General features: G+C 74.0%; 23 protein-coding genes and 2 pseudogenes. 18 read left to right on the top strand and 7 right to left on the bottom strand.

Annotated features, from left to right (window positions below; genetic code table 11):
* Positions 1-115 precede the first annotated feature (115 nt).
* Entirely contained in the window at positions 116-523 is a 408-nt protein-coding gene (locus ABT247_RS06525) for a winged helix-turn-helix transcriptional regulator (protein WP_350738891.1), read from the bottom strand.
* A 107-nt stretch (positions 524-630) separates the two neighbouring features.
* Between ABT247_RS06525 and ABT247_RS06520 the strand changes: the two genes are divergently transcribed.
* The 11 genes and pseudogenes from ABT247_RS06520 to ABT247_RS06470 all read left to right on the top strand — a co-directional run bounded on the left by ABT247_RS06520 (position 631) and on the right by ABT247_RS06470 (position 12,072).
* Complete coding sequence (locus ABT247_RS06520; RefSeq protein WP_350738888.1) at positions 631-1,278, top strand: FMN-dependent NADH-azoreductase; 648 nt, start codon at positions 631-633, stop codon at positions 1,276-1,278.
* Positions 1,279-1,388: 110 nt separating this feature from the next.
* Entirely contained in the window at positions 1,389-2,297 is a 909-nt protein-coding gene (locus tag ABT247_RS06515) for an MBL fold metallo-hydrolase (protein WP_350738886.1), read from the top strand.
* Between the two features lie 162 nt (positions 2,298-2,459).
* Positions 2,460-3,035, top strand: a pseudogene (gene mobA / locus ABT247_RS06510) (molybdenum cofactor guanylyltransferase); the annotation flags it as partial.
* 160 nt (positions 3,036-3,195) lie between these two features.
* Positions 3,196-3,474 (top strand): annotated as a pseudogene (locus tag ABT247_RS06505) (DUF6457 domain-containing protein); the annotation flags it as partial.
* Complete coding sequence (locus ABT247_RS06500) at positions 3,471-4,679, top strand: molybdopterin molybdotransferase MoeA (protein WP_350738883.1); 1,209 nt, start codon at positions 3,471-3,473, stop codon at positions 4,677-4,679. The pseudogene ABT247_RS06505 and the gene ABT247_RS06500, both read left to right, overlap by 4 nt.
* A gap of 50 nt (positions 4,680-4,729) precedes the next feature.
* Positions 4,730-5,731 (top strand): potassium channel family protein, encoded by a 1,002-nt coding sequence (locus tag ABT247_RS06495; protein ID WP_350738897.1) that lies wholly within the window; start codon positions 4,730-4,732, stop codon positions 5,729-5,731.
* A gap of 36 nt (positions 5,732-5,767) precedes the next feature.
* Positions 5,768-6,745 carry an NAD(P)H-quinone oxidoreductase gene (locus ABT247_RS06490; protein ID WP_350738880.1) on the top strand — a complete coding sequence of 326 codons (978 nt, stop codon included), beginning with the start codon at positions 5,768-5,770 and terminating at the stop codon, positions 6,743-6,745.
* A 172-nt stretch (positions 6,746-6,917) separates the two neighbouring features.
* Positions 6,918-7,661 carry a hypothetical protein gene (locus ABT247_RS06485; protein ID WP_350738878.1) on the top strand — a complete coding sequence of 248 codons (744 nt, stop codon included), beginning with the start codon at positions 6,918-6,920 and terminating at the stop codon, positions 7,659-7,661.
* 260 nt (positions 7,662-7,921) lie between these two features.
* The gene (locus ABT247_RS06480; protein ID WP_350738875.1) at positions 7,922-8,536 is read left to right on the top strand and encodes a bacterial proteasome activator family protein; all 615 of its coding nucleotides are present in this window, start codon (positions 7,922-7,924) and stop codon (positions 8,534-8,536) included.
* Between the two features lie 258 nt (positions 8,537-8,794).
* Positions 8,795-10,222 (top strand): protein kinase domain-containing protein, encoded by a 1,428-nt coding sequence (locus ABT247_RS06475; protein WP_350738872.1) that lies wholly within the window; start codon positions 8,795-8,797, stop codon positions 10,220-10,222.
* Positions 10,223-10,335: 113 nt separating this feature from the next.
* On the top strand, positions 10,336-12,072 hold the full coding sequence (locus ABT247_RS06470) for a protein kinase domain-containing protein (protein ID WP_350738870.1): 1,737 nt from the start codon (positions 10,336-10,338) through the stop codon (positions 12,070-12,072).
* A 9-nt stretch (positions 12,073-12,081) separates the two neighbouring features.
* Here ABT247_RS06470 and ABT247_RS06465 read toward each other — a convergent pair whose 3' ends face one another.
* Positions 12,082-13,170 (bottom strand): phosphotransferase enzyme family protein, encoded by a 1,089-nt coding sequence (locus ABT247_RS06465; RefSeq protein WP_350738867.1) that lies wholly within the window; start codon positions 13,168-13,170, stop codon positions 12,082-12,084.
* A gap of 187 nt (positions 13,171-13,357) precedes the next feature.
* On the bottom strand, positions 13,358-14,020 hold the full coding sequence (locus ABT247_RS06460; protein WP_350738864.1) for a response regulator: 663 nt from the start codon (positions 14,018-14,020) through the stop codon (positions 13,358-13,360).
* Between the two features lie 425 nt (positions 14,021-14,445).
* On the opposite strand from ABT247_RS06460, the gene pdhA reads away from it, so the two are divergent.
* From pdhA to ABT247_RS06445, 3 genes are read left to right on the top strand one after another with little or no spacing between them, the layout of a single operon-like run.
* A complete protein-coding gene (gene pdhA / locus ABT247_RS06455; RefSeq protein WP_392896025.1) occupies positions 14,446-15,600 on the top strand; it encodes a pyruvate dehydrogenase (acetyl-transferring) E1 component subunit alpha in 1,155 nt (384 codons plus the stop codon).
* On the top strand, positions 15,600-16,574 hold the full coding sequence (locus ABT247_RS06450; protein ID WP_502892394.1) for an alpha-ketoacid dehydrogenase subunit beta: 975 nt from the start codon (positions 15,600-15,602) through the stop codon (positions 16,572-16,574). The genes pdhA and ABT247_RS06450 overlap by 1 nt, the downstream gene beginning before the upstream one ends.
* 15 nt (positions 16,575-16,589) lie before the next feature.
* A complete protein-coding gene (locus ABT247_RS06445) occupies positions 16,590-18,017 on the top strand; it encodes a dihydrolipoamide acetyltransferase family protein (protein ID WP_350738858.1) in 1,428 nt (475 codons plus the stop codon).
* Positions 18,018-18,099: 82 nt separating this feature from the next.
* On the opposite strand, the gene ABT247_RS06440 is transcribed toward ABT247_RS06445, so the two are convergent.
* Positions 18,100-19,023 (bottom strand): hypothetical protein, encoded by a 924-nt coding sequence (locus ABT247_RS06440; RefSeq protein ID WP_350738855.1) that lies wholly within the window; start codon positions 19,021-19,023, stop codon positions 18,100-18,102.
* A gap of 206 nt (positions 19,024-19,229) precedes the next feature.
* Between ABT247_RS06440 and ABT247_RS06435 the strand changes: the two genes are divergently transcribed.
* The 3 genes from ABT247_RS06435 to ABT247_RS06425 all read left to right on the top strand — a co-directional run bounded on the left by ABT247_RS06435 (position 19,230) and on the right by ABT247_RS06425 (position 23,419).
* A complete protein-coding gene (locus ABT247_RS06435; protein ID WP_350738853.1) occupies positions 19,230-20,462 on the top strand; it encodes a benzoate/H(+) symporter BenE family transporter in 1,233 nt (410 codons plus the stop codon).
* 182 nt (positions 20,463-20,644) lie between these two features.
* On the top strand, positions 20,645-21,877 hold the full coding sequence (locus tag ABT247_RS06430) for a M64 family metallopeptidase (RefSeq protein WP_350738851.1): 1,233 nt from the start codon (positions 20,645-20,647) through the stop codon (positions 21,875-21,877).
* 117 nt (positions 21,878-21,994) lie between these two features.
* On the top strand, positions 21,995-23,419 hold the full coding sequence (locus tag ABT247_RS06425; RefSeq protein WP_350738848.1) for an MFS transporter: 1,425 nt from the start codon (positions 21,995-21,997) through the stop codon (positions 23,417-23,419).
* 66 nt (positions 23,420-23,485) lie between these two features.
* Here ABT247_RS06425 and ABT247_RS06420 read toward each other — a convergent pair whose 3' ends face one another.
* The 3 genes from ABT247_RS06420 to ABT247_RS06410 form a co-directional block, all read right to left on the bottom strand.
* Positions 23,486-23,857, bottom strand: a complete 372-nt coding sequence (locus ABT247_RS06420; RefSeq protein WP_350738845.1) for a hypothetical protein — start codon at positions 23,855-23,857, stop codon at positions 23,486-23,488.
* A gap of 174 nt (positions 23,858-24,031) precedes the next feature.
* Positions 24,032-24,319, bottom strand: coding sequence for a BRO family protein (locus tag ABT247_RS06415; RefSeq protein WP_350738842.1), 288 nt, complete (start codon positions 24,317-24,319; stop codon positions 24,032-24,034).
* A gap of 157 nt (positions 24,320-24,476) precedes the next feature.
* Positions 24,477-25,298 carry a maleylpyruvate isomerase family mycothiol-dependent enzyme gene (locus ABT247_RS06410; RefSeq protein ID WP_350738839.1) on the bottom strand — a complete coding sequence of 274 codons (822 nt, stop codon included), beginning with the start codon at positions 25,296-25,298 and terminating at the stop codon, positions 24,477-24,479.
* Between the two features lie 173 nt (positions 25,299-25,471).
* On the opposite strand from ABT247_RS06410, the gene ABT247_RS06405 reads away from it, so the two are divergent.
* On the top strand, positions 25,472-26,269 hold the full coding sequence (locus ABT247_RS06405; protein ID WP_350738836.1) for a carbon-nitrogen family hydrolase: 798 nt from the start codon (positions 25,472-25,474) through the stop codon (positions 26,267-26,269).
* The last annotated feature ends 113 nt before the right edge of the window (positions 26,270-26,382 follow it).

The following is a 26,382-nucleotide window of genomic DNA, read 5'->3' as shown; positions in this document are numbered from 1 at the left end:
TCACAGAACGACCCGAGTGGGGAAGCTGCAGTGGCGGCCGCCGTTGTCGCGGGGACGTCGTTCGGAACTGGGGGAACGTCGTCGAGCCCGGTGAGCCGGGCGCGGGAGCGAGCGGTCAGCAGCCGCCCCTGAGGGCGGTCTCCGGCAGGTAGCGGTCGGCCCAGACGGCCAGCTCGGTGAGCGCGGGCTTCAGCGCGGCGCCGCCTTCGGTGAGCCGGTAGCTGACCCGCAACGGGGGCCCCGCGTCGACCTCGCGGACGACCATCCCGGCCTCGGTCAGCTCGGTCAGCCGGTCGGAGAGCATCCGTTCGCTGATGCCCGGGATCGCGCGGCGCAGCTCGGAGAAGTAGGCGGGGCCGCTCTGGTTGAGCACGGCCAGCAGCAGGCCGGTCCAGCGCTTGCCGAGCAGGGTGAACACCCGGGTCAGCGCCAGCTCGACGTTGAAGCAGCCGGCCTGGTCCCCGCCGGCGCACGCCGCCACGGCGGTCGGCTCCCCATCGGTCACTACCTCGTGCTCGGCCATGGCACCAGCGTACTCGACCTGCCCGTAGTGACTATAGAAAAGTAAGCTGCTACGTTAGTTGCAGCTACAGACGAAAGAGTAGAGACTAACTCTCCGGAGGCTCCGCCATGCCCACGCTCCTGCACCTCGACTCCTCCGCGGTCGCCGACGGCTCCGTCTCCCGCGAGGTCACGGCCGCCTTCCGGGCCGCCTGGCTGGCCGAGCACCCCGACGGCACCGTGATCTACCGGGACCTCGCCGCCGACCAGCTGCCCCACCTCGACATGGACGGCATCAGCGCCGCCTTCGTCCCCGCCGAGGGCCGCACCGCCGAGCAGGCCGCCGCCTTCGCGCTGCGCGAGGAGCTGATGGCCGAGCTCGAGGGCGCCGACGCCGTGGTGATCGGCACCCCGATGTACAACTTCACGATCCCGTCGACCCTCAAGGCCTGGCTGGACCAGGTGATCCTGGTCGGCCGCACCGCCGGCGACGCACCCTCCGCCAAGGGCACCCCGGTCACCGTGGTCGCTCCGCGCGGCGGCTCCTACGCGCCCGGCGCCCCGCGCGAGCCGTACGAGTTCGTCATCACCTACCTGGAGAAGGTGCTGACCGGCATGCTCGGGCTGGAGGTCGACTTCATCGTCCCGGAGTTCACCCTGGCCGGGAAGGTCCCGGCGATGGCCGACTTCGTCCCGAAGTCCGTCGAGTCCAAGGCGCAGGCGCTCGAGCTGGCCGCCCGCCGCGGCAAGGAGGCGGCCGCCCGCGCCGCGGCGTGAGGCTCCCCCGAAGGCGCGCCCCATCGGGCGCGCCTTCCGCGCATTCGGCCGCCGGTGCTCCCATGCTGTAGGGCGCAGGGAGTCCGACCGCCGACCAGAGGGAGCAGCCCGTGACGTCGTCCCCGCGCGAGGAGAGCGCCCCGCCGCTGGAGGTCGCCGTCTTCACCGGTCCCGAATCGGCCTTCTTCACCACCTCCACGCTGATCCTCGGCGAGCGGACCGCGATCCTGGTGGACGCCCAGCTCACCCGCAGCGCCGGGCGGGAGCTGGCCGAATGGGTCGCGGGCAAGGGCCGCCGACTCCTCGCCATCGTGGTCACCCACCAGCACCCCGACCACTACTTCGGCGCCGAGGAGGTGCTGCGACTCTTCCCGGACGCCCGACTGCTGGCCGCGCCGGCCGTGGTGGAGGGCATCCGGCGGACCGTCGCCGCCAAGGTCGCCCAGTGGAAGCCCGTGTACGGCGACGACATCCCGGACCACCCGCTGGTGCCGGCCCCGCTGCTGCCGCAGCCGCTGATGCTCGACCGCCAGGTGATCCCGGTGCTGCTGCTCGGCCAGGCCGACTGCGGGGAGTCCACCGTCGTCCACGTGCCCAGCACCCGGACCGTCATCGCCGGGGACTTCGTCGGCAACGGCACCCACCTCTGGACCGCCGACACCACCCCGGCCCAGCGCACCACCTGGGGCCACAACCTCCGCCGGATCGCCGAGCTCGGCGTGGACCGGGTGATCGCCGGGCACCGCGCTCCCGACCAGGGGGACGACGCGGCCCGGGTGCTCGCCTTCACCGGGGCGTACCTGCGGGACTTCGACCTGGCCCTGGCCGCGTACCCGCACGACCCGGAGGCCCTGGTCACGGCGATGAACGAGCGGTACGGGGAGCTGACCCTGCCGTCCTTCCTGGAGCTGGGCGCGGCGGCGAACACCGCCCGGGCGGCGGCCGCGGAGGCGGAGGACGGGATCATCGACGCGGAGATCGTCGAGGACGAGCCGGCCGGGGACGAGCCGGACCGGTAGCGCACCGGGCAGCTCGGCCCCGGAGGGCGAGCAGGTCCGGACGGCCCCGGGCCCCGACGCGCAGCGCTCCGACCGGTCCGTCCCCGACGCACGGGGCACCGGCGAGCAGGTCCGGACGGGTGGCCGGGCGGCGCGCGGCCCGGCCGGACGGATACTGGCCAGATGACGCCGTACGACGTGATCGTCCCGGCGGGCGGCGCCGCCCGCCGCCTCGGCGGGGCCGACAAGCCCGGTCTGAGCGTGGGCGGGATCACCCTGCTCGACCGGGTGCTCGCCGCCTGCACCGGCGCGCGGACCACCGTCGTGGTCGGCCCCGCCCGGCCGACCGCCCGCACCGGGGTCCGCTGGACCAGGGAGCAGCCGCCCGGCGGCGGCCCGGTCGCCGCCGTCGCGGCCGGGCTCGACCTGGTCACCGCGGACACCGTGCTGCTGCTCGCCGCCGACCTGCCCTTCCTGGACCGGCGGACGGTGGACCGGCTGGCCGGCGCCCTCGACGCCGCCGGACCGACCGTCGCGGCCGCCGTACTCGTCGACGCGGGCGGACGCGACCAGCCGCTCGCCGCCGCCTACCGCACCGCCCCGCTGCGCACGGCGCTGACCGCCCTCGGCGATCCGGCCGGCCTCCCGCTGCGCCGGCTCGTCGGAGGGCTGCCCCGGCTGCCGGTGGCCGACACCGACGACGTCGCGCACGACTGCGACACCTGGGAGGACCTGGAACGGGCCCGGGAGCGGGAGCGGTCGTAGGGCGGGCGCGCGGAGCCGGCGGGGTCTCACCGGTCCCGGCCGGAGCACGGCTTCACCGGTCCCGGCCGGAGCGCGCCCTCACCGGCCGTGCCACCGGCCCGTGCGGGAAACGACGCGCCCCGCGCACGGGGTGAACACACGGGGGAAACCGCCGATCGGGCAGCATGGGCGCATGGAGCGCACGCTGGAAGACTGGATCGCCGAGGTCAAGGCCGACCTGGGCATCGACCTGGACGTGGACGTCCGGGGCCTGCTCGACGGAGCCCGGGTGGTCGCGCACGGGGTGGCCCGGCCGGCCGCGCCGCTGACCGCCTTCCTGATCGGCTACGCGGCCGCGCAACGGGGCGGCGGGGCGGCGGCCGTGGCCGAGGCGTCCCGGCGGGTCGCGGCACTCGCCGAGCGCTGGCCCGCCGCCGGCCCGGACGAGTCGTGAGTGCGGCCGGGCGGACCGCCGCGGCGGCACCGTCCGCCGGTCCCGCCACGCTGAGCTGGCCGCGGGCCCGGGAGACCGCCCGCCGCGCCGGGCTGGGTCCGCTGCCGGCGGTCGGGGTGCCCCTGGCCGAGAGCCTCGGACGCACCCTCGCCGAACCGCTGGCCGCGCTGACCGACCTGCCCGCCTTCGACACCTCCGCGATGGACGGCTGGGCCGTCGCCGGCCCCGGGCCCTGGCGGGTCTGCGGGCGGGTGCTGGCCGGCCGCGCCGAGGTGGAGCGGCTGGCCGACGGCTACGCCGTGGAGATCGCCACCGGAGCCCAACTGCCGCCCGGCGCGACCGCCGTACTGCGCCGCGAGCACGGGCGGACGGACGGCACCCTGCTGCACGACCGCGGCCCGCAGCCGTTGACCACCGGCCAGGACGTCCGCCCCCGCGGTCAGGAGTGCCGCAGGGGGGAGGAGTTGCTGCCCGCCGGGACGGTGATCGGACCGGCGGTGCTCGGGCTGGCCGCCGCCTGCGGCCACGACCGGCTCGCCGTCCGGCGCCGTCCCGTGGTCCAACTGCTGGTGCTGGGAGATGAGTTGATGGACACGGGGATTCCCGGGCCGGGACTGGTCCGGGACGCGCTCGGTCCGCTGCTGCCGCCCTGGCTCCGGGCGGTCGGCGCGGAGGTGGCCGACGTCCGGTGCGTCCGGGACGACTACGGGCTGCTGCGGGACGCGCTGCGGCACTCCACCGCCGACGTCACGGTGACCACCGGGGGGACGGCCGCCGGGCCGGTGGACTTCCTGCACCGGGCACTCGCCGAGGCCGGCGCCCGGCTGCTGGTGGACGGCGTCGCCGTGCGGCCGGGCCACCCCATGCTGCTGGCCGAACTCCCCGGCGGGCGCCACCTGGTGGGGCTGCCCGGCAACCCGCTGGCCGCCGTCGCCGGGATGCTCACGCTCGGCCTGCCGTTGCTGCACGCCCGCGCGGGACGGACCGTCCCGGCACCCGCGCTCGCCACGGCGGCCGTGCTGCTGCCCGGGCACCCGGCCGACACCCGGCTGCAACCGGTGCGGCGCACCGCCGAGGGGGTGGTGCCCCTCGCCTTCGACGGACCGGCGATGCTGCGCGGCCTCGCCCGGGCCGAGGCACTGGCCGTCATCCCGCCCGGCGGGGCGGCGGCCGGGGAGACGGTCGAGCTGCTGGAGGCACCGTGAGCGGATCGCGGCGCGGCGCCCCCGGTGCCGAGCCGTGGGCGGACGCCGGGATCGTGCTCCCCGCCAGGCCCGCCGCGCCCGCCGTCCGGCAGGTCGGCTCCCGGCTGCTGCTGGCGCTCGCTGTGCTGGTCGCCACCACGGTGGCCGTCTACCTGGACCGGGACGGCTACCACGACAACGCGGGCGGCGGGGTCAGCTTCCTGGACGCCGCGTACTACGCCACCGTGACGCTCTCCACCACCGGCTACGGCGACATCACCCCGTACAGCGACAGCGCGCGGCTCACCAACATCTTCGTGATCACCCCGCTGCGCGTGCTGTTCCTGATCATCCTGGTCGGCACCACGCTGGAGGTGCTCACCGAACGGACCCGCCTGCAGTGGCGGTTGAACCGCTGGAGGTCCACCGTGCGCGAGCACACCGTCGTCATCGGCTTCGGGACGAAGGGGCGCAGCGCCGTCGACACCCTGCTCGGACAGGGGGTGGCGAAGGAGGAGATCGTGGTCGTCGACCCGCAGCGTAAGGTGATCGACCAGGCCTCGCAGTACGGCCTGGTCGGGGTGGTCGGCGACGCGACCAGGACCGACACCCTGGTGCGGGCCGCGCTGCCCGTCGCCGCCCGGGTGGTGGTCGCGCCGGAGCGGGACGACACCGCCGTCCTGATCACCCTGACGGCGCGGCAGTTGAACCGGACCGCCACCGTGGTCGCGGCGGTGCGGGAGGACGAGAACGCGCCGCTGCTGCGGCAGAGCGGCGCCGACGTCGTGGTGACCAGCTCCAGTTCGGCCGGTCGGCTGCTCGGACTGTCGATGCTCAGCCCGCACGCCGGGGCGGTGATGGAGGACCTGCTGACGTACGGGAACGGGCTGGACGTGGTCGAGCGGCCGGTCACCCGGGCCGAGGCGGGACGCGGCCCGCGCGCGTGCGAGGACCTGGTGGTCGCGGTGGTCCGGGGCCGGCGGGTGCTCAACTACGACGATCCGGAGGCCGCCGTGCTGCAGCTCACCGACCGGGTGATCGTCATCAAGTCGACCGGCCGGAGCGGGGCCTGAGCCCCGGCCGGCCGCGCCGGGCAGTAGGTTCGGACCATGCATGCGATGACGATTCCCGTGCCCGGCGGCCCCGAGGCGCTCGTGTGGGCCGAGGTTCCCGATGTGGTGCCCGGTGAGGGCGAGGTCCTGGTCGAGGTCGCGGCCACCGCCGTCAACCGGGCCGATCTGCTCCAGCGGCAGGGCTTCTACGACCCGCCGCCCGGCGCCTCGCCGTACCCCGGGCTGGAGTGCGCCGGCCGGATCGTCGCGCTCGGGCCGGGGGTGTCCGGGTGGGCGGTCGGCGACGAGGTGTGCGCGCTGCTGGCCGGGGGCGGTTACGCGCAGCGGGTCGCCGTGCCGAGCGGGCAGCTGCTGCCGCTGCCGAAGGGGCTGAGCCCGGAGCAGGCCGCGGCGCTGCCCGAGGTGGTCTGCACCGTCTGGTCCAACGTCTTCCTCACCGCCCACCTGCGCCCCGGCGAGACGGTGCTGCTGCACGGCGGCGCGAGCGGCATCGGGACGATGGCGATCCAGCTGGCCAAGGCCGTCGGCGCGCGGGTCGCGGTGACGGCGGGCAGCGCGGCGAAGCTCGCCCGGTGTACCGAGCTGGGTGCGGACATCGCGATCGACTACCGCGAGCAGGACTTCGTGGAGGAACTGCGGAAGGCCACCGACGGTGCCGGGGCGGACGTCGTCCTGGACATCATGGGTGCCAAGTACCTGCAGCGGAACGTGGACGCCCTGGCGGTCAACGGCCGCCTGGTGATCATCGGCCTGCAGGGCGGGGTGAAGGCCGAGCTGGACCTCAACGCGCTGCTGCGCAAGCGGGCCGCGGTGATCGGCACCAACCTGCGCGGGCGGCCGCTGGCGGAGAAGGCGGCGATCGTGGCGGCGGTGCGGGAGCACGTGTGGCCGCTGGTCGAGTCCGGCGTGGTGAAGCCGGTGGTGGACCGGGTGCTGCCGTTGACCGAGGCCGGCGCGGCGCACCGGGCGCTGGAGGCGGGGGAGCCGGTGGGGAAGGTCGTGCTGAAGGCCTGAGGGAGGCGTGGCCCGAGGGGGTCGCGGTCTGCGGCCTGCCGTCGGCGGGAGGCGTGGCGGGCGCATGGCTCGGTCGACATGCCGCACCGGTCGGAATGTGTGAGGCTGGTCCGGAGCTGTCCCGCCGCCGACCCGCCCCCGGGCGCGGTCGGCCGTCGGAAGGACTCCGACCGTGGCCGCAACTCCGCACGCACCCCTCGGGCCGCTGCCCGCTGCGCCGCACCACCGTCGTACTCACCGCACCCGCAGGCTGCTCGCGGCAGCCGTGCTGGGGCTCACGCTCCCGCTGGCCGCCGCATCGGCGGCGGTCGCGGAGCCCCCGTCGAACTCCGACGCCGGTGCCGGCGTGAGCGCCGACCCGAGTACCGACATGGGCGCCGACCCGAGTGCCGACATGGGCGCCGGACCGAGTGCCGACACGACTGCCGGAACCGGCGCCGACGTGAGCACGGGCACGGGGCTGTCGGCCGCACCGCCGCAGCACCCCGGTCCCCCGTGGTCGCGCCCGTACCCGGGCGACTTCCCCCGGGTCCACCGGCACCGCCCGGCGTCGGCGCCGGAACGCCCCGACGTGGCGCCGGAGCAGGCGCCCGACCAGGCCGTCGACCAGGCCGTCGAGCAACCGCCCGCGCAGGCCCCCGACCGGGCCCCGGCACAGGTGTCCGAGCAGGCGCCGGACCAGGCGCCCGACCAGGCCCAGGACCCGGACGCCGACGCCAACGGCCAGGACGCCCAGGCCGCCGGCCAGGACGCCGTCGCGGCCTCGGCCGGCCAGGCCGTGGCGGCTCCCGCCGTCCCCCTGGTCCTCCCGGCCCGCTGGCAGGACCCGTCCACCCTCCAGCTGCCGCTCGGCGTGGGCCTCGGCCTCATCGGCTGCGGCCTCGGCCTGATCGGCCTGCGCCTGCGCAAGGGCTGAACCGGTCGGCCGCTCGAGCGTCCGCGCCGCCCCGCCCCCAGCCGCAGCCGCCCCGCGCCCGGACCGCGCCCGCCCCTCCGGAGTGGAGGTTCGGTGCGGGTTCCGGGGCGGGATCCGGGCGCAACGGTGGCGGGGAACTGAGTATCCGTACGGATTCCCGCGCGGGGCCCCGGGGCGTACCGTCGTGAGCGGGTGGCGCAGGCCGGCGGGACGAACGGGGGCTTCCGCCCGACCAACCCCAGTGAGAGAGAATGTTGTTCATGACGAATCCGATGAACGAGCGCTCGTCGCAGGAGCCCCTCCGGGCCGCCGGCGGGCAGTCGCAGGACGGCCAGAAGGTGCTGATCGTCGGACCGGACGGGCTGCCGGTGGGCCAGGGGTTCGCCGGCGGTTCGGGGGACGGGGACGACGAGGGCGACGCCCCGCGCGAGCTCCCGGTGACCGAGATGGTCGAGCAGCCCGCCAAGGTCATGCGCATCGGCAGCATGATCAAGCAGCTGCTGGAGGAAGTCCGGGCCGCGCCCCTCGACGAGGCCAGTCGGGCCCGGCTGAAGGACATCCACGCCAGCTCGATCAAAGAGCTGGAGCTGGGGCTGGCGCCCGAGCTGGTCGCCGAGCTGGAGCGGCTCTCGCTGCCCTTCACCGAGGACAGCATCCCGACCGAGGCCGAGCTGCGGATCGCCCAGGCCCAGCTGGTGGGGTGGCTGGAGGGCCTGTTCCACGGCATCCAGACCGCCCTGTTCGCCCAGCAGATGGCCGCCCGGGCCCAGCTGGAGCAGATGCGCCGCGCCCTGCCGCCCGGTCTGCACGGCGGTGACGCCGACGAGGAGGAGCCGGGCCAGGGCCGCGGCATCCGCTCGGGTCCCTACCTGTAGGGCGCCCGCACGACGGGACGTACCGCGACGATCCGCCCCGGGCCGCACCGCCGTGGAACGGGCGCCGGCGGTCCGGGGCGAGCATCGCCCCTGGACCGGTCACCGTCCGCGGGAGCCGATACCCTGACCCCTGTCGCTGGCCGGTCGCGCCGCCGCGACAGGGGTCCGCCAGGCCAGCGGGCCGGGCCCACCACGCACGGACGAGACCGAACGTCACGGCTGCGGCAGCACGGCCGCGCCGAGGGGGAGCAGAGGACCATGAGCGAGCACGGCAACGCGGCGGTCGAGGGCTTCTCCCTGGGCAACGGCCGCTATGTGCTGCAGCGGCTGCTGGGTGAGGGCGGCATGGCCTCCGTGCACCTCGCGTACGACAGCGTGCTGGACCGGCAGGTCGCGCTGAAGAGCATGCACAGCGAGCTGGGCCGGGACGACTCGTTCAAGGAGCGGTTCCGCCGCGAGGCCCAGGCGGTGGCCCGCCTGGAGCACCCCAACATCGTCACGGTGTACGACAGCGGCGAGGACGTCGCCCCGGACGGCTCCAGCACGCCGTACATCGTCATGCAGCTGATCGACGGCAAGGGCCTGCGCGAGACGATCAACGAGGCGGTCGCCCAGTACGGCGCGGTGCCCACCGAGGAGGCCCTGAAGGTCACCGTCGGGGTGCTGAACGCCCTGGAGGCCTCGCACGACATGGGCCTGGTGCACCGCGACATCAAGCCCGGGAACGTCATGTTCGACCGCAAGGGCAACGTCAAGGTCATGGACTTCGGCATCGCCCGGGCGCTGGAGTCCGGCGTGACGTCCATGACGCAGACCGGCATGGTCGTCGGGACCCCGCAGTACCTCTCGCCCGAGCAGGCCCTCGGCAAGCCGGTGGACGCCCGCTCCGACCTGTACTCGGTCGGCGTGATGCTCTTCGAGATGCTCACCGGCCAGCTGGTCTTCGACGGCGACTCGGCCTTCTCGATCGCCTACAAGCACGTTCAGGAGGAGCCGCCGGCTCCCTCCACCCTCAACCGCTCGATCACCCCGGCCGTGGACGCCTACGTCGCCCAGGCGCTGCGCAAGGACCCGGCCCACCGCTTCCAGAGCGCCGCCGCGATGCGGGACGAGGCGGAGCGGCTGATCGCGGAGCTGAAGGGCGGCGGGCAGTCCCTCCGGGCGAGCACCCCGCTGGTGATCAACGAGGGTCCGCGCGCGGTGCACGCCGCGCCGCAGACCCCGCACCCCCAGGCCCCGCAGACCCCGCACCCGCAGTTCCTCCAGCAGGGCGGGGGCCAGCAGCCCCAGTACCAGACCCCGCCGCCGGCGTACCAGACGCCGCGCCCGCAGTTCCCGCAGCAGGGGGCGGCCCAGCAGCCGCAGTACCGGACCCCGCCGCCGGCGTACCAGACGCCGCGCTCCCAGGCCCCGCACACGCCGCAGCCCTTCCCGCAGCCGATGCGCGCCCCGGGGCCGCAGACGATGCCGCCGTACCAGCAGCCGAAGCCCAACGCCGGCGGCTGCTCCACGGCCTTCGTGGTCGTCGCGATCATCGTCGGCGTGCTGGTCCTGGCCGGGATCATCATCGCGATCGTGGTGAGCCGGGCACAGGACAAGACCAAGACCGGCTACAGCGGGCACGCCGAGCGGCCGGCCTCGGTGCTGGTCCTGGACCGGCCGGCCGACCGGAACGGCCTGCTCTGACGGAATCCGGCTGGTTCGGGCGTGTCACGGGTCCGTGCCGGAAGCGGTAGCGTTCGGGGATACGTAAGCGACAGGGCACCGCGATTCCGAGCGAACGCCCGGGGCGAGGAGCGATGGCACAGACGCAGCAGCCGGACGACGACGCGGGTGCCCGAGCGGACGGACGGACCGGCGGGACGCCGCGGATTCCCGAGCCGGGCAGCGAATCCGCGACCTCCGCGCTGCCGCCCTTCGGCCGGGGCGGGCCGCAGACCCCGGGGCGCGGCACCGCCGCCCCGCTGGGCACGGTCGGCGACGGCCGGTACCGGCTGACCCACCGGCTCGGCCGCGGCGGCATGGCCGAGGTCTTCGCCGCCGAGGACGTGCGGCTGGGCCGCACCGTGGCGGTCAAGCTGCTCCGCGGCGAGCTGGCCCAGGACGAGGTCGCCCGGCTGCGGTTCACCCGCGAGGCGCACGCCGTCGCGGCGCTGAACCACCACTCGATCGTCTCGGTCTACGACACGGGCGAGGAGTACGTCGGGGACGAGTCCACGCCGTACATCGTGATGGAGCTGGTCGAGGGCCGGACCGTCCGCGAGCTGCTGGTGGACGAGGAGGCGCCGCCGGTCGACCAGGCGCTGATCATCATCGCCGGGGTGCTGGAGGCGCTCGCCTACAGCCACCGGAACGGGATCGTCCACCGCGACATCAAGCCCGCGAACGTGATCATCACCACCACCGGCGCGGTCAAGGTGATGGACTTCGGCATCGCCCGGGCGCTGACCGGCGGGGCCACCACGATGACCCAGACCGGCATGGTCATGGGCACCCCGCAGTACCTGTCGCCCGAGCAGGCGCTCGGCAAGGCGGTCGACCACCGCTCCGACCTGTACGCGGCCGGCTGCATGCTCTACGAGCTGCTGGCGCTGCGCCCGCCGTTCACCGGCGACACCCCGCTGTCGGTGGTCTACCAGCACGTCCAGGACCCGCCGGTGCCGCCCTCGCAGGCCAACAGCCGGGTGCCGGCCGGGCTGGACGCGCTGGTGCTGCGCTCGCTCGCCAAGAACCCGGACGACCGCTTCCAGGACGCCGACGAGTTCCGCGCCCACGTGCAGCACGCGCTGCGCGAGATGCACGGCGCGGGCGGGGCCGGCTGGGCGGGCGCCGCGGGCGCGCTGCCGGGCGACACCGGGGCCACCCAGGTGCTCCGGCCGGGGCAGGCGGCGGCCACCCAGGCCTTCGGCGCCGTCGGCGCGGGCGACGCGACCTCCGTGCTGCCGTACTCGACGGGCGGCTCGCACACCCCCTCCTCGCCGTACCAGGCGGGCGGCGGCCCGTACGGCGGTGGCGGTGGCGGCGAGGACGGCGACGGTGACGGCTCCGGCCGCCGGCGCGGGCCGTGGGGCTGGGTGGTCGGCGGGATCGCCGTCCTGCTCGCCGCCGGCGCCGGGATCGCCTTCGCGCTCAGCGGCGGCCACGACGACAACACGCACCTCACGCCGAACACACCCGCCCCGGTGATCAGCACCACCGAGCCCACCACGCCGACCCAGAGCGGCCAGTCGACCCCGCCGCCGTCGGTGTCCGGCAGCCGGCGGCCGCAGCAGCCGACCGACTCCGGCAACTACCCGGGCAACGGCGGGGGCAACAACGTCTCGCCGTCGCCGAGTTCGGGCCGGCACACGTCGACCCCGACGCCGACCCAGACGCCGACGTCGACCGGCAGCCACGGCGCCACGGCCACCTCCACGGCGACCGGCGGGGCGACTTCGGCGCCGTCGACGCCGAGTTCGGGCGGCGGCACGCTGCCGCCGGTGCCGACCAAGACGGCCCCGCCGGTGACCGCGCCGCCCAGCTCGGGCACGAACTGACCACCCGGGTCAGTTGGCGAAGGCGTCCAGGACCTGCTCGTACTCCTGGCACCACCAGGCCAACTGGCCCGCCGAGGCGGGGAAGAGCGGGTCGGCCCGGTGGTCGGCCCGCTGGTAGCGCCACTGCAGCATCCAGAAGTCGTTCAGCCGCTCCCACCAGACCCGGTGGACGGCGGCGGCCAGGTGCTCGGCGGTGGCGGCACCGGAGGCCCGGTAGGCCTGGGAGTAGTGGCGGACCCGGACCAGGTCCAGGGTGCCGGTGGTGCGGTCGTTGAAGAGCAGCGTGGCGGCCCGCACGGCCTCCTCGGCGCGTGGCTGGGGGCCGAGCTTGTCCCAGTCGATCACGGCCGCGACCCGTCCGCCGTCGTGCAGCAGGTTGAGGCCGTGGAAGTCGCCGTGGGTCCAGCCGGTGGGCGGGGCCGCGCGCGGGTCGGGGCGGCGGTGGGCGTGCTCGGCGAGCAGTTCCAGCCGTTCGTCGAGCCGTTGCTCGACCAGGGCGTCCAAGGCGCTGTACGGCCGGTGCGCGCGGGCACGGCGCCGCAGTTCGCGGGCGAGCTCGGCGCTGTCCAGGGGGTCGGCGCTGCGGTAGCCGGCGGGCTGCTCGAGAGGGGCGCAGACGTCGTCGAGCGCGCCGTGCAGTCGGCCGAGCAGCGTGCCCAGCGCGTCGCACTGCGGGAGGGGGAGCTCCGTACCGTGCTGGTGCCGGCCATCGACCCAGGGGAACAGCGCGAACAGCCGGCCGTCCCGCCCGGCGACCGTGCCGCCGCGATCGGTGCAGGTCAGCGGGGGTGCGACGGGCAGTCCCAGGGCCTGCAGGTCGGTCATCGCGCGGTGGTGGGCGAGGATCTTCGGGCGGTTGGCGGTGGCGGCGTCGACGTAGCACTTCAGGAAGTGGGGACCGGCCTCGGTGGTGACCCGGTAGCCGCGGTTCAGCAGGCCTTCGGCGACCGGTTCCACGGCCAGCAGCCGCCCGACCCCGTAGCGGGCCAGGACCTCGGCGAGTGCGGTGCGCGGAACGGGCGGACTGAGGGTCCCTATCGGCGGGGCGGAGAGGTCGGGACGGGCCGGGGCGCAGGCGAGGGTCTGGCTGAAAGTCACGTGCAGAGGTTATGGCCCTGTGGTGGGGGCCCTTGACAAACCGTCAGGCATGTGTAAGGAGCATGTGGCCCCGGCGTGAACGGCCGCGCGTGAACAGGTCCGGTGCGAACGGCCCGTGCGAGCGGCGCGGCGCAGCGCGGCCGGGTGCGAACGGCCTGGCCCGGACGACCCGGTGCGAACGGACGGCTCAGTGCTGGTGGTCGGTGGCCTGGTGCCGGGCCACGAAGGCCGCCGCCTGGGTGCGCCGCTCCATGCCCATCTTGGCGAGCAGGCTGGAGACGTAGTTCTTCACCGTCTTCTCGGCCAGGTGCAGTTCGTTGCCGATCTGGCGGTTGGTCATCCCCTCCCCGATCAGGTCGAGGATCCGCCGCTCCTGCCGGGTGAGCTGGGCCAGCCGCTCGTCCTCCCGCTCGCCGCCGTCCCGCAGCCGGGCGAGCACCCGGCTGGTGGCGACCGGGTCGAGCAGCGAGCGGCCCGCCGCGACGTCCCGGACGGCGGTGATCAGGTCGGTGCCCCGGATCGCCTTCAGGACGTAGCCGGACGCACCCGCCATGATCGAGTCGAACAGCGCCTCGTCGTCCGAGAAGGAGGTGAGCATCAGGCACTTGATCCCGGGCAGCCGGGACCGGACCTCGCGGCAGACTTCGACCCCGCTGCCGTCCGGCAGCCGGACGTCGAGCACCGCGACGTCGGGGTGGACCGCCGGGATCCGGGTGATCGCCTCGGCGGCCGTGCCGGCCTCGCCGACCACCTCGATGTCGTCCTCGACCGAGAGCAGGTCGTGCACGCCCCGTCGGACGACCTCGTGGTCGTCGAGGAGGAACACCCGGATTCGTCCGTTATCAGCCACCCCCAAAGCCTCCCATACCGCCGCACACACGACCTGTCGCACTCCTCGGCGCAACGGCGCGATCCGGCCACAGCCGCCGAAACCGATACCGAGAACCCCCTTACGTACGGGCGTCCGCCCGGATAACGTGCGCTGGTGTCCTGAAGGCGCTCGAATTGAGAGCTGCGTCACGCCGACCGTCACCCCCACCCTTCCGACGGCGAGCCGGACGCGGCACCCTCGGGGTTGTCGGCCCTGAACAAGTAGGACGTCCTAGCGCAAGCGCGCCAAGGGCGGACGCTGGGTAACGTTCTCGTGAGGGACGCCGTCGGAACAGGATCACCACCTGCCACGCAGTGGGTGCGCACACCCACGCGCGCCCCGCGAGGCGGTGACCGGACCGGTCACCGGCGACCCCGGGCGGCCGGACAGACCGAGGAGTGAACGTGACCGTCAAAAGCACGGCGAGGGCTCGCAAGAAGGCGGCCCCTGGCGTCCCTGACACCCTCCGCGCCACGGGTACGGACGCCCAGCCGGAGCTCGTCCAGCTGCTCACCCCGGAAGGCGAGCGGGTCGAGCACCCGGACTACCCGCTCACCACCACTCCGGAGGAGCTGCGCTCCCTCTACCGCGACCTGGTGCTGGTGCGCCGGTTCGACGGCGAGGCGACCGCCCTCCAGCGCCAGGGCGAGCTGGGCCTGTGGGCCTCGCTGCTGGGCCAGGAGGCCGCCCAGGTCGGCTCCGGCCGCGCCATGCGCACCGGCGACTACGCCTTCCCCACCTACCGCGAGCACGGCGTGGCCTGGTGCCGCGACGTCGACCCGCTGAACCTGCTCGGCATGTTCCGCGGCGTGAACCACGGCGGCTGGGACCCGAACGAGAAGAACTTCCACCTGTACACCATCGTGATCGGCGCGCAGACCCTGCACGCCACCGGTTACGCGATGGGCATCACCAAGGACGGCGCCGACGACGCGGTGATCGCGTACTTCGGCGACGGCGCCTCCAGCCAGGGCGACGTCAATGAGGCCTTCACCTTCGCCTCGGTCTACAACGCCCCGGTGGTGTTCTTCTGCCAGAACAACCAGTGGGCGATCTCCGAGCCCACCACCACCCAGACCAAGATCCCGCTGTACCGCCGCGCCTCCGGCTTCGGCTTCCCGGGCGTCCGGGTGGACGGCAACGACGTGCTGGCCTGCCTCGCGGTCACCCGCTGGGCGCTCGACCACGCCCGCACCGGCAACGGCCCGGTGCTGATCGAGGCCTTCACCTACCGGATGGGCGCCCACACCACCTCCGACGACCCCACCCGCTACCGGCTCGCCGAGGAGACCGAGGCCTGGAAGGCCAAGGACCCGATCCTGCGGCTGCGCGCCCACCTGGAGAAGGAGGGCCTGGCGGACGAGGAGTTCTTCGCCGCCGTCGACGCCGAGAGCGAGCAGCTGGGCCTGCGGGTGCGCGAGGGCGTGCGCAGCATGCCGGACCCGGACCCGACGCTGATCTTCGACCACGTGTACAGCGAGCCGCACGCACTGGTCGATGAGGAACGGGCCGAGTACGTCGAGTACGCGGCCTCCTTCGAGGCGGGGGAGAACCACTGATGGCCGGTCAGCTGAGCATCGCCAAGGCGCTCAACGAGGCGCTGCGCAAGTCGCTGGAGAACGACCCGAAGACCGTCCTGATGGGCGAGGACATCGGCAAGCTCGGCGGCGTCTTCCGGATCACCGACGGCCTGCAGAAGGACTTCGGCGAGGACCGGGTGATCGACAGCCCGCTGGCCGAGTCCGGCATCATGGGCACCGCGATCGGCCTCGCCCTGCGCGGCTACCGGCCGGTGGTGGAGATCCAGTTCGACGGTTTCGTCTACCCGGCCTTCGACCAGATCGTCTCCCAGCTGGCCAAGATGCACGCCCGCGCGCTGGGCCACGTCAAGATGCCGGTCACCGTCCGCATCCCCTACGCGGGTGGTATCGGTGCGGTCGAGCACCACAGCGAGTCGCACGAGGCGTACTTCGCGCACACCGCCGGCCTGCGGGTGGTCACCCCGTCCAGCGCGCACGACGCGCACTGGATGCTGCGGCAGGCCATCGAGTCGGACGACCCGGTCATCTTCCTGGAGCCCAAGCGGCGGTACTGGGACAAGGGCGAGGTCGGTGCCGCCGCCGACCTGGGCCTGCACGAGGCCCGGATCGTCCGCCCCGGCACCGACGCGACGCTGATCGCGTACGGCCCGATGGTCAAGGTCTGCCTGGAGGCCGCCGCGGCCGCCGAGGAGGACGGCCGCCGGCTGGAGGTCGTCGACCTGCGCTCGCTCTCCCCGGTGGACTTCGCCGCCCTGGAGGAGTCGGTCAAGCGCACCGGGCGGGCCGTCGTGGTGCACGAGGCGCCGGTCTTCATGGGCATGGGCGCCGAGCTCGCGGCCCGCCTGACCGAGCGGTGCTTCTACCACCTGGAGGCACCGGTCCTGCGGGTCGGCGGCTACTTCGCGCCGTACCCGCCGTCCCGGGTCGAGGAGGCGTTCCTGCCCGACCTGGACCGCGTGCTCGACGCCGTCGACCGTGCGCTCGCGTACTGATACCGGGGAGCGAAGATGACCACCGAAGTTCGCTCGCTCCGCGAGTTCAAGATGCCCGACGTGGGCGAGGGCCTCACCGAGGCCGAGATCCTCAGCTGGTACGTCAAGCCCGGTGACACCGTCACCGACGGGCAGGTCGTCTGCGAGGTGGAGACCGCCAAGGCGGCGGTGGAGCTGCCGATCCCGTTCAACGGGGTCGTCGAGCAGCTCTTCTTCCCCGAGGGGGCGACGGTCGACGTCGGCACCGTGATCATCTCGGTGGCGGTGGCCGGCGAGGCGGGGGCCGCCCCGGCCGCCGCGCCCGCCCCCGCCGCGGCGGAGCCGGCCGCCGAGGCCGAACCGGAGCGCCGGGAGGTGCTGGTCGGGTACGGCCCGCGCACCGGCGGCAGCCAGCGCCGGGCCCGCCGGACGACCACCGTCACGGCCGTCGCGACGCCGAAGCCCGCACCGGCCGCAGCGGCTCCGGCCGCGCCCGCCCCGGCGGCTCCGGCCGCGCCCGCCCCGGTGGCCGAGGTGCCGGGCGGTCAGCGCCCGTTGGCCAAGCCCCCGGTGCGCAAGCTGGCCAAGGACCTCGGCATCGACCTGCGGGCCGTCACCCCGACCGGCCCGGACGGCGTGATCACCCGCGAGGACCTGCACGCCCACGCCGCGGCCCAGGCCGCCCCGGCGGCTCCGGCCGTCGAGCAGGCCGTGGTCGAGGCGCCCGAGGCCGTGGTGGCGCCGGTGCCGGTGTCCGGCGCGGGCGACGTCCGGGTGCCGATCAAGGGCGTCCGCAAGGCGACCGCGCAGGCGATGGTGGCCTCGGCCTTCACCGCCCCGCACGTCACCGAGTTCGTCCAGGTCGACGTGACCCGCACCATGAAGTTCGTCCGCAAGCTCAAGGAGAGCGGCGAACTGGGCCGGGACGTCCGGGTCAGCCCGCTGCTGCTGGTCGCCAAGGCGCTGCTCACCGCGATCAAGCGCCACCCGGAGATCAACGCGCAGTGGGACGAGGCGGCCCAGGAGATCGTGGTCAAGGGCCAGGTGAACCTCGGCATCGCCGCGGCCACCCCGCGCGGCCTGATCGTCCCGAACATCAAGGACGCCGGGTCCCGCACGCTGTCCGGCCTCGCCGTCGCGCTCGGCGAGCTGGTGGAGACCGCCCGCCAGGGCAAGACCCCGCCGGCCGACATGCAGGGCGGCACGGTCACCATCACCAACGTCGGCGTCTTCGGCGTCGACACCGGCACCCCGATCCTCAACCCCGGCGAGGCGGCCATCCTCGCCTTCGGGGCGGTCCGGGAGCTGCCGTGGGTCCACAAGGGCAAGGTCGTCCCGCGGCAGGTCACCACCCTCGCGCTCTCCTTCGACCACCGCCTGGTGGACGGGGAGTTGGGCTCCAAGGTGCTCGCCGACGTGGCGGCGCTGCTGGAGCACCCGAAGCGCCTGATCACCTGGGGCTGACGCCGACCCGGGAACAGCGAAGAAGGGGCCCCCTCCGTACCGCCGTACGGAGGAGGGCCCCTTCGTCGTACCCGCCCGTCGACTACCGCTGGGGACGGAGTCGGCGGACGGCGATCAGGACGCCGGCGCCCAGCGCGAGGAGCGCGGCGGAGGAGAGGGCGAGGAAGGCGTTGGTGGAGGAGGCGCCGGTGTGGGCGAGCTCCGGGGTCCCGGCGGGCGCGGTGGTGGCCGGGGCGGCGGCGGGCTTCTCGGCGGGCACCTTCTCGGCCGGGGTGTTCGTGGCCGGAGCCTTCTCGCCGGCGGGAACGGCTGCGGCGGACTTCGCGGGCGCGGACTTCGCGGGCGCGGGCTTGGCGGGCGCGGGCTTGGCGGGCTCGGTCTTGGGGTGGGTGACCTTCACCGTGCGGTTGCCCCAGTACTCCAGCGTCGACTTGTCGTTGGTGGCGTCCGTCACCACCGTGAGCGCGTTCAGGTCCTTGGGCGCGGCGGAGGAGAGCGACACCCGGAACGCGTAGTTGGCGGCCCGGCCGTTGGCCACCGGCTGCGTCAGCGAACCGGTGTCGGCCTCGATCCCGATGCAGCCCTGGTCGAGCTTGAGCGGCTTCCAGTTCCCGTCCTGGTTGACCTCGACCCGCAGGTCCTTGACCCGCAGGGAGACGCCCTGGGTGGCGGACGCCAGGGCGAAGCTCGGTCCGGTCCTGGCCACGTCCGCCCCGGTGAAGTTGGTGACCCCGACGGTGAACTCGGTCCAGCTGCCGTCGGCGACGATGCCCCTGGAGTCGGGCGTCCGGAAGTCCGCGTTCGGGACGGTCGGCTTGTTCGGACCGGTGGGGTCGACCACGCGCGAGGTACCGAACCGTGCGTCACCGCAGGCCCAGGAGGTGTCGGCGGCGATCACCTGGACGCCGCCCGCGAGGACGGTGGTCGCGGCGAGGACGGCGATGCGGCGGCGGCCGGAGACGGAGCGGTCGTTCTTCGCAAAACGGTTGATAACGGACGCGCGCATGACGTGACTCCCCAGGGTCATGTGACTGACGGTGTGTGTGGGTGAAGACGACCGGCCCCGCTGCTGTCGAGCGGAAGCGCCCCCCGGCTCCGCCGGTCTCGCTCTCCGTGCCTTCACCCTGATAGACGTCCATCCCCGCCGGGGGTTGCAGGTGGGTTGAGAAGTTTTTTTCGGGAGTCCTCGAGCGGCTCCGGGATACTGCCGGAATGACGGATGAGCTGACGGTCCGACCGGAGGAGACGGCGGGCGGGGGCGGGGGACGTCGCTCGCTGCGGCGGGACGTGTCGGGGCCGGCGCTGCTGGCCGGACTGGTGTGCGTGGCGGTGTCCTTCTCCGGGCCGCTGGTGGTGGTGCTCGCCGCGGCCGCCGCCGGGCGGCTGGACCAGGCGCACACCGCCTCCTGGATCTGGGCGGTGGCGATCGGCAGCGGGGTGAGCGGCTTCGCGCTCAGCTGGTGGACCCGGACGCCGGTGGTCACCGCCTGGTCCACCCCGGGGGCCGCGCTGCTGGTGACCAGCCTGGGCGGCTACCCGTACCGCGAGGCGGTCGGGGCGTTCCTGGTGAGCGCGGCGGTGGTGGCGCTGTTCGGGGTGACCGGCTGGTTCGGCCGGCTGATCGCGGCGGTGCCGGCGGGGATCGTGAACGCGATGCTCGCGGGCATCCTGTTCTCCTTCGGCGCGGGGATCTTCGCCGCCGTGCACAGCGCACCGGTGCTGGTGGTGGGCGGCTTCGCGGCCTTCCTGCTGGCCAAGCGGCTGGTGCCGAGGTACGCGGTGCCGGTCGCGCTGGTGGTCGGCGGGGTGCTGGCGGCGCTCACCGTGGGGCTCCCGCTGCACGTGGGCCGGGGCGGCCCGACGGTGCCGGTGCTGACGGTGCCGGCCTTCTCCTGGTCGGCGCTCGTGGGGCTGGCGCTCCCGCTCACCATCGTCACGCTGGCCTCGCAGAACGCGCCCGGCCTCGGGGTGATGCGGGCCTTCGGCTACCGGGCGGACGACCGGCTGCTGATCGGTTCGACGGGGGCGGTGTCGGTGCTGATGGCGCCGTTCGGCTCGCCCGGGGTGAACCTGGCGGCGATCACCGCGGCGATCTGCTCCGGTCCGGAGGCCCATCCGGACCCGCGCCGCCGGTACGTCGCGGGGATGTCCTCGGGCGTGCTGTACGTGCTGGTGGGCAGCTTCGGCGGGGTGCTGGTGAGCCTGTTCACCGGGCTGCCGAAGGAGTTGATCGCGGTGATCGCCGGGGTGGCGCTGCTGGCCTCGCTCCAGGGCAGCCTGGCGGCGGCGGTCGCCGAGGAGCGCGGGCGGGACGCGGCCGTGGTGACCTTCCTGGCGAGTGCGTCGGGGATGAGCCTGTTCGGGATCGGCTCGGCCTTCTGGGGGCTGCTGTTCGGGCTGGGGACGCACCTCCTGCTGGACCTGGGGAGGCGGGCCCGGGGCTGACGACCGGGGCGCCCCTCAGGTCCAAGCCCTCCCGGGATTGGTTGGTATGACTGGCATGGTTTGGATCGTTCGGCCAGGTTGGTGACATTTTCTTCGGCCGGTGGGGGCGACACGCCGGTCCGGGTACGTCTCCGCTCCACCACCCGGGCGACGCCGGGTGACCGGAGCCCCGAGGACGACGTATGCCTTCTGGCACCCCAGGCCGTCTCGTCCGGAGTCTGGCCGCGCTCGTGCTGGTGTCCACCGCCGTACTCCCCGCCGCCCTGGAGCTGGTCGGTCCGTCGCCCTTCGGCGTGATCGGACCGGGTGCCCCGGCCGACCGCGCGGTGCCCCCGCACACCGCGCTCCGCGCCGACCAGCGGATACCCGCGGCCGCCCCGACCTTCGACATACGCCGCACCGGGGACCCGGCCAACCGGATCACCCTGGTCCTGCTCGGCGACGGCTACACGGGCGACGAGCAGGAACTGTTCCGGCAGCAGGCCGACAAGGCCTGGCACGCCCTGATGGACATCGAACCGTTCCGCACCTACCAGGGCTTCTTCAACATAAGGCGGGTCGAGGTGGTCTCCCCGGTCTCCGGGATCGCCGAGACGGAGAGCCGCGGCCGCAACCCCGCCACCCCGCTCGGGATGCACTTCTGGTGCGAGGGCACCGCCCGGCTGCTCTGCGCCGACGAGGCCGCCACCGCCCGGTACGCCGGCAACGGCTCGGGACCGCAGTACCTGATAGCACTGGCCAACTCCGCGGAGTACGGCGGCGCCGGCGGCACCGGGGTGACCACCCTGGCCGGCGGCAGCCCGGACGCCGGGCGGATCATCCAGCACGAGATCGGCCACACGGTGGGGGACCTCGGCGACGAGTACGACAGCGCCCCGGACGACCCCGACTACCCGAACCTCTCCACCCTCAACGCCGACGAGATGCGCCGGAAGCAGACCAAGTGGTGGCGCTGGCTGGGCGCCGAGTCCCCGGACGGCGCCGGGGTCATCGGCGCCTACCGCAGTGCCAACGGCCTCTACCGGCCCACCCCCGACTCGGTGATGCGCACCCTGGGCAGCGCCTACAACCTGCCCTCGCGCGAGGCGATCATCAAGGAGATCTACCGCAAGGTCCGGCCGACCGACGCGCCCTCGCCGCCGCCCGGCGAGGTGGCCGGGCGCCCCCGGCTGGACGTCCGGCCGGTGCCGCTGACCGGCACCCGGCAGCTGAAGGTGGAGTGGAAGGTGGACGGCGTCCCGGTGGTGACGCAGGCGGCGGGCGGCGGCTCGCTGGACACCTCGCAGCTGGACCTGGCCCCCGGCCGGACGGCCACCGTGACGGCGACCGTCCGGGACACCACCGACTGGGTGCGCGACGAGGCCTTCCGGGACCGCTACATGACCAGGTCGGTGTCCTGGACGGTGACCGGCTGAGGACGGCCCTGCCGGGCGGGCCGGGAGCGGCCGTCCCCGCCGGAGCCGTTCGCCGGCGAACCCGCCCCCACCCCGGGGCTGGGCGTCCAATCATGGGATGACTAGTCTGGACGGACTATGACCGTGGAGCCAGCCCGTTCAGACCCGTCCCTGTCCGTCCCCGCTCCCCGTCCCACCGTCGAGCCCCCGGGGGTCGACCGGTCCCCCGCCGGCGTCCAGCCGCCGGCCCTCCTCGAGCCGCCGGCCGTCCTCGAGCCGCCGGTAGTCGTCCCGCCGCCGGCCGCCACCGCGTTCCTGCCGCCCGGCGGCCGCGCGGCCTGGCTGGCCTGGTCCGTCGGCGTCAGCGTCTACGTCCTGGCCGTCATCCACCGCACCAGCCTCGGCGTGGCGGGACTGGACGCCGCCGAGCGCTTCGGCATCGGTGCCTCGGCGCTGTCCACCTTCTCTATCCTCCAGGTGCTGGTCTACGCGGCCATGCAGGTGCCGGTCGGCCTGCTGGTCGACCGGTTCGGGCCGCGCCGGGTGCTGCTGCTCGGCGTGGTGCTGCTCAGCACCGGTCAGCTGGCCTTCGCGTTCAGCTCCTCCTTCGCCCCGGCGCTGCTCTCCCGGGCGGTGCTCGGCTGCGGCGACGCGATGACCTTCATCAGCGTGCTGCGGATCGCCGCCCGCTGGTTCCCGGCGGCGAAGAACCCGTTCGTCGCCCAGCTCACCGGTCTGGCCGGGATGGGTGGCAACCTCGTCACCACCGTGGTGCTCGCCCAGGCACTCCACGACGAGGGCTGGACGCCCACCTTCACCGCGATCGCGCTGCTCGGCGTGGCGGTGTTCGCCCTGGTCGCGCTCTGCCTGAGGGACGCCCCGGCCGCGGCGGAGCCGGTCCGGCCGGTCGAACGCCGGGACCGGCCCGGGATCGGCCGCCAGGTCCGCGACTGCTGGCGGGAGCCGGGCACCCGGTTGGGCCTGTGGATCCACTTCACCACCCAGTTCCCCGGCAACTCCTTCGGCCTGCTCTGGGGCCTGCCCTACCTGGTGGAGGCGCAGGGCATGTCCCGGGCCGCGGCCGGCGGGCTGCTGACCCTGCTGGTGCTCTCCAACATGAGCTTCGGATTCGCCTTCGGCCGACTGGTCTCCCGCACCGCCCGGGCGCGGATGCCGATCGTGTTCGGCGTGCTCTCCGCCACCGCGCTGGGCTGGGCACTGGCGCTGTCCTGGCCGGGCGGCCACCCGCCGACCTGGCTGCTGGTCGGGCTGATCCTGGTGATGGGCAGCAACGGCCCGGCCTCGCTGGTCGGCCTGGACTACGCCCGGGCCCGCAACCCGGTGGAACGGCTCGGCACCGCCTCCGGGATCGTCAACATGGGCGGCTTCATCGGCACGATGATCACCCTGTTCGGCGTCGGGGTGCTGCTGGACGCACTCTCCCCGGCCGGCGCCGGGTCGTACTCGGCCACCGCCTTCCGCTGGGCGTTCTGCTGGCAGTACGTCCCGCTGGCGGTGGGCACGCTGATGATCCTCCGGCTCCGCCGGAAGGTCGACGCGTAGCGTGTCCGCCCGCGGCGGCACCGCTGCCACCGCTGACCATCATCGACCGTGATGCCCAGCGGCCACTCAGGGCCGGTAGTCCCGCATGAACGCGGCCATCTGCGGCGGCGTCCCGAAGACCCGTGCGCCGTGCATCTCCGCGTACATCAGCCCGTGGTCCGGTGCGGGCTCGGCGACCGCACCGGGCTGCGTCCCGTTCCGCAGGCGGATCAGGTCCACGAGCCTCAGCTTGGGGCAGCCCGGGACGAGTCGGCTGCCCCGGATGCCGACCCGCTCCCCGCCCGGGCAGGCGAAGTACGCGCCGAACGGCGGTCCGCTGTCCTCCCCCCGGGGTGGCAGATGGAGGATCATCTCGCCGTGCCGGCAACGGACCGTCCCGTCCGAGTGGACGGTCAGGCCGGGCCAGTGCTCGTGCTCGATCGCCGCGACGACCTCCACCCTCCCTCCGATCGGCCTCGGTCAGGGTCTCCGCCATCCGCCGCCGCTGGACGGGGACATCGGCGTCCCCGCGGCGGACGGAGGGGAGAAGGTCGCGGGTGACCCACTCCTGGAAGGGCCGGGCATCGGCCTTGTTCGAGCGCATGATCAGCCTGTAGAGACCTGGTTCGCTGATCACGTTGAGCATCGGATTGCCCCGCGCATAGGCTTTCTCACCTGCGGAACGCCATTAGCCTTCCTGGCGCTTAGGCTAATCGAGCGTGAGTTGACGACGCGCGCGTGGCTCGCGTCGACCACCTTGCGCACCTGGCTCGGGTTCAGCCTGCCGAGCACGGCACAGACGTCCGCCGTGACGAACCACGGCTTCCCGTCGATCATCACGACCCTGATCGGCTGCCCCGTGACCGGGAAGGTCGACCGCACCAGCACCATCCGCTCCTGCTGTTCCTGCTCGTCGTCCATCGGACGCTCCTCCTTCTCCCGGGTGATGGCAGGACTGCCCGGGACAACGAGGCCGAAGAGGTGAGGTGGCTGGTGTCGGGTTGACGTACGGAAGCACGAGTGGTGCCGACCCGGCGCACATCGGTGCGTGTACGCCGGGTGGTGAAAGCTGGTGGCCTCAGATGGTGACCGAGAAGTTGGCCAGCACCCGTTCGGCCAGCTCCTTGTCGCCCTCGACGGTGACCGGGCCGGGGCGGCCGCGGCCGCAGGCGAGCCGCAGGTAGGTCTCCCAGTCCATGGTGAGCTGGACGTCGGGGGCCAGGCTGATCGACTCGTCGACGGTGCCGCGCCCGGCGGCGTCCACGCGTACGGTGCGCAGGAACTCCACCGGGCCGGTGACGTCCACCACCAGGGTCGTCCCCGCCGGGGCGCCCGCGTCGTGGGCGACGGCCTTGGGAAGCCGCTCCAGCAGGACGTCCCGGGCGACCAGGGCGCCCGGGGAGGCCAGGTTGCCGGGGCTCTCCAGGGCCCGCCGCAGGTCCTGCTCGTGCACCCAGACGTCGAAGGCCCGCATCCGCAGCAGCTCGTGGTACGGGACGTCCCGTGCGAACGGGCCGGCCGACCAGCGCACCGGCTCCTCGGGCGTGTGCTTGGCGTTCCGCAGCGCCCGGGAGCGGCGGATGATCGTGTACTCCAGCTCGCTGGTCATCTCCAGCGCCGTGTGGCAGCGGCGCTTGTCGACCGGCAGCTCGATGTAGCGGGCGAACTCGGTGGTGACGTGGCGAAGATCACGCGGCAGCGAGTGGATCGGGCGCGGGTCGCCGAGCAGCTCGGACTCGACCGCGATCACGTGCGACACGACGTCCCGGACCGACCAGCCGGGGCACTCGGTGGCCCGGTTCCAGGAGCCTTCCGGGAGGGGGGCGACCAGCTCCGATATGGACTCGATGCTGTGCGTCCACGCCTCGGTGTAAGCCTGCACGGTCTGGTTGTCCGTCACGGGAATCTCCGGCCCTCCGTCAGCTTTCCTACGCTCCGCGCCCGGCTGCCGCGGCCACCCGGGATGGTCCGGCTTCCGGGCGCGCTCGCTAACCGCACGTTACGCTGCCGGGAGACAGCAGGGCAGCGCTTTCGGGTGATGATCGTAGGTCTCTTGCCGTGGACGGTGGTACTGTGCGCGCTTCATTGATCCAACTCGCCGTCTCGGACGCCGAGCCGCCCGCCGAGCGGCGGGCCAGGGCGGCGGCGCTGGTGCGGGCCCAGCAGGGCGCCGACCTGGTCGTCCTGCCGGAGCTGTGGCCGCTCGGCGGCTTCGCCTACGACCTCTGGTCGGAGGGTGCGGAGACCCTGGACGGGCCCACCTCGGACGCGATGGCGGCGGCCGCCCGGGCCGCCGGGGCCTGGGTGCACGCCGGTTCGATCGTCGAACGCGACCCGGACGGTCCGATCTACAACACCTCGCTGCTGTTCGCCCCGGACGGCGAGCTGGTGCACACCTACCGCAAGATCCACCGCTTCGGCTTCGACAGCGGCGAGGCGGTGGTGATGGGCGCCGGGCAGGAGATCGTCACCGCGTCCACCGACTTCGCCACCCTGGGCCTGGCCACCTGCTACGACCTGCGGTTCCCGGAGCTGTTCCGGGCGCTGCTGGACGCCGGGGCGCAGCTGCTGGTGGTCCCGGCCGCCTGGCCGGCCCGGCGGCGCGAGCACTGGACGCTGCTGGCCAGGGCGCGGGCCGTGGAGGAGCAGGCCTTCGTCCTGGCCTGCAACACCGCCGGCACCCACGCCGGGGTCGAGCAGGCCGGGCACAGCATCGTGGTGGACCCGTGGGGGCGGGTGCTGGCCGAGGCGGGGGCGGAGGAGGAGGTGCTGACCGTCGAGTTCGAGCCGGCCGAGGTCGGCAAGGCGCGCGAGGAGTTCCCGGTGCTGCGCGACCGCCTGCTCGGCATCCCGGCGCCGGTCCAGCGCTGAGGCGGGTCCGGCGGCTCCGGGCCGGGCCGCCCGGGAGCTTTCGGAGGGTTGGTTCGTACCTGCTCCCGGCCGGTTTGAGAAGATGAGCACTCGTCGTGTTCCCTGCCGCTCGT

This window comes from Kitasatospora sp. NPDC001539, assembly GCF_040298565.1.
Classification (GTDB): domain Bacteria; phylum Actinomycetota; class Actinomycetes; order Streptomycetales; family Streptomycetaceae; genus Kitasatospora.
The sequence above is the reverse complement of the archived record's forward strand: the minus strand, read 5'-3'. Positions and strand labels throughout refer to the sequence as shown.

Excerpts from the sequence above, each read along its gene's own strand:
- ABT247_RS06525 (WP_350738891.1), bottom strand. The coding sequence starts at position 523 with ATGGCCGAGCACGAGGTAGTGACCGATGGGGAGCCGACCGCCGTGGCG.
- ABT247_RS06520 (WP_350738888.1), top strand. The coding sequence starts at position 631 with ATGCCCACGCTCCTGCACCTCGACTCCTCCGCGGTCGCCGACGGCTCC.
- ABT247_RS06490 (WP_350738880.1), top strand. The coding sequence starts at position 5,768 with ATGCATGCGATGACGATTCCCGTGCCCGGCGGCCCCGAGGCGCTCGTG.
- ABT247_RS06480 (WP_350738875.1), top strand. The coding sequence starts at position 7,922 with ATGACGAATCCGATGAACGAGCGCTCGTCGCAGGAGCCCCTCCGGGCC.
- ABT247_RS06475 (WP_350738872.1), top strand. The coding sequence starts at position 8,795 with ATGAGCGAGCACGGCAACGCGGCGGTCGAGGGCTTCTCCCTGGGCAAC.
- ABT247_RS06470 (WP_350738870.1), top strand. The coding sequence starts at position 10,336 with ATGGCACAGACGCAGCAGCCGGACGACGACGCGGGTGCCCGAGCGGAC.
- ABT247_RS06450 (WP_502892394.1), top strand. The coding sequence starts at position 15,600 with ATGGCCGGTCAGCTGAGCATCGCCAAGGCGCTCAACGAGGCGCTGCGC.
- ABT247_RS06445 (WP_350738858.1), top strand. The coding sequence starts at position 16,590 with ATGACCACCGAAGTTCGCTCGCTCCGCGAGTTCAAGATGCCCGACGTG.
- ABT247_RS06440 (WP_350738855.1), bottom strand. The coding sequence starts at position 19,023 with ATGCGCGCGTCCGTTATCAACCGTTTTGCGAAGAACGACCGCTCCGTC.
- ABT247_RS06435 (WP_350738853.1), top strand. The coding sequence starts at position 19,230 with ATGACGGATGAGCTGACGGTCCGACCGGAGGAGACGGCGGGCGGGGGC.
- ABT247_RS06430 (WP_350738851.1), top strand. The coding sequence starts at position 20,645 with ATGCCTTCTGGCACCCCAGGCCGTCTCGTCCGGAGTCTGGCCGCGCTC.
- ABT247_RS06425 (WP_350738848.1), top strand. The coding sequence starts at position 21,995 with ATGACCGTGGAGCCAGCCCGTTCAGACCCGTCCCTGTCCGTCCCCGCT.
- ABT247_RS06415 (WP_350738842.1), bottom strand. The coding sequence starts at position 24,319 with ATGGACGACGAGCAGGAACAGCAGGAGCGGATGGTGCTGGTGCGGTCG.